This window comes from Nocardioides sp., assembly GCF_031422975.1.
Taxonomy (GTDB): domain Bacteria; phylum Actinomycetota; class Actinomycetes; order Propionibacteriales; family Nocardioidaceae; genus Nocardioides.
Map to the genome: position 1 here is coordinate 1 of NZ_JANPEO010000644.1, position 1,558 is coordinate 1,558.

Here is a 1,558-nt window from a genome sequence, read left to right on the forward strand (position 1 = left end):
CGCCGTCGGTGTCGAGCCCGTGGGCCCGCATACCCTCCACGAGCAGCGACTCGACCGACTGGCGCGGGTCGAGGCTGCTCATCGGGTCCTGGAACACCATCTGGATGTCCTTGCGGCGGCGCCGCAGCTCCTCGCCGCGCAGCGACGCGATGTCGGTGCCGTCGAGCACCACACTGCCCTCGGTGGGCGGCTCGAGGTTGAGGATGGCCTTGCCCAGGGTCGACTTGCCGCACCCGGACTCGCCGACCAGGCCGTAGGTCTCGCCGCGGCGGATCTGCAGGTCGACACCGTCGACGGCGTAGACGTGGCCGATGACCTTGTCGAAGATGACGCCCCGCTTGATGGGGAAGTGCACCTTGACGCCCCGGACGTCGACGAGGACGTCGGTGTCGCGGTCGGCGGCAGGGGCGGGGGTGGTGGCGGTGTCGGTCATCGGGTCACCTCACGGGGTTGTGGCAGCGCAGGGCCCGGCGCGGGGACTCCTCGAACGCCGGGGTCGTGCTCGTGCACACCTCGACCGGCTGGGAGCAGCGCGGCGCGAAGGCGCACGCGTGGTCCCAGGGGAGGTTGTCGGCCACCGAACCGGGGATGGGGGTGAGCCGCTCGCCACGAGGGGCGTCGAGGCGCGGGATCGAGCCGAGCAGACCGTTGGTGTAGGGGTGGCGCGGGTCGGCGAAGAGCTCGTGGCGCTCTCCGCGCTCGACGATGCGACCGGCATACAGCACGTTGACCTCGTCGCACAGGCCGGCCACGACACCCAGGTCGTGCGTGATCATGACCAGCGCCGTGCCGGTCTCCACGACGAGCTCCTTGAGCAGGGCGAGGATCTGGGCCTGGATCGTGACGTCGAGCGCGGTGGTGGGCTCGTCGGCGATGAGCAGGCGCGGCGCGCACGCGAGGGCCATCGCGATCAGCGCGCGCTGGCGCATGCCGCCGCTCATCTGGTGCGGGTAGTCCTTCAGGCGCCGGTCGGGGTCGGGGATGCCGACCCGCTCGAGGAGGTCGCGCGCGTGCGGTCGGGCCGCCTTGCGAGACATGCCGCGGTGCCGCTCGAGCACCTCGGTGACCTGCAGGCCGACCGGGACGACGGGGTTCAGCGAGGACAGCGGGTCCTGGAAGATCATCGCGATGTCTCGGCCGCGGCGCTCCCGCAGCGACTTCTCGTCGAGCCGGAGCAGGTTGGTGCCCTCGAAGGACGCCTCGCCCTCGACGGTGTTGCCGCGGTGGGGCAGCAGGCCCATGATCGCGAGCGAGGTGACCGACTTGCCGCAGCCGGACTCGCCGACGAGGCCGACGGTCTGGCCGGGCCGCACGTCGAAGCTCACCCCGTCGACGGCGATGAAGGGCTCCTCGCCCTGGCGCCTGAACGTGACCCGCAGGTCGCGCACGGACAGCAGCGGCGCGTCGCCGCGGGAGGTCGGGTGGGGTGGTGTCGCCGTGGCGATCATCTTCCGCCACATGCTGCCCAACTCGCTCGGGCCGGTCATCGTGCAGGCGACCCTGGTGCTGGCAACGTCGATCATCGACGCCGCCGCGCTGTCCTTCCTCGGCCTGGGCA

2 protein-coding genes are annotated in these 1,558 nt (G+C 71.8%); both read right to left on the minus strand.

From position 1 onward, the window contains the following. Nucleotides 1-433, minus strand: a 433-nt coding sequence (locus tag RMO85_RS18970; protein WP_310530275.1) for an ATP-binding cassette domain-containing protein, incomplete at its 3' end; no start/stop codon positions are given. A 4-nt stretch (nt 434-437) separates the two neighbouring features. Continuing rightward, nucleotides 438-1,448 carry an ABC transporter ATP-binding protein gene (locus RMO85_RS18975; protein ID WP_310530276.1) on the minus strand — a complete coding sequence of 337 codons (1,011 nt, stop codon included), beginning with the start codon at nt 1,446-1,448 and terminating at the stop codon, nt 438-440. Between the last annotated feature and the right edge of the window lie 110 nt (nt 1,449-1,558).

What these genes read in the sequence shown, in the direction of transcription:
- RMO85_RS18975 (WP_310530276.1), bottom strand. Translation starts at nt 1,448, where the DNA reads ATGATCGCCACGGCGACACCACCCCACCCGACCTCCCGCGGCGACGCG.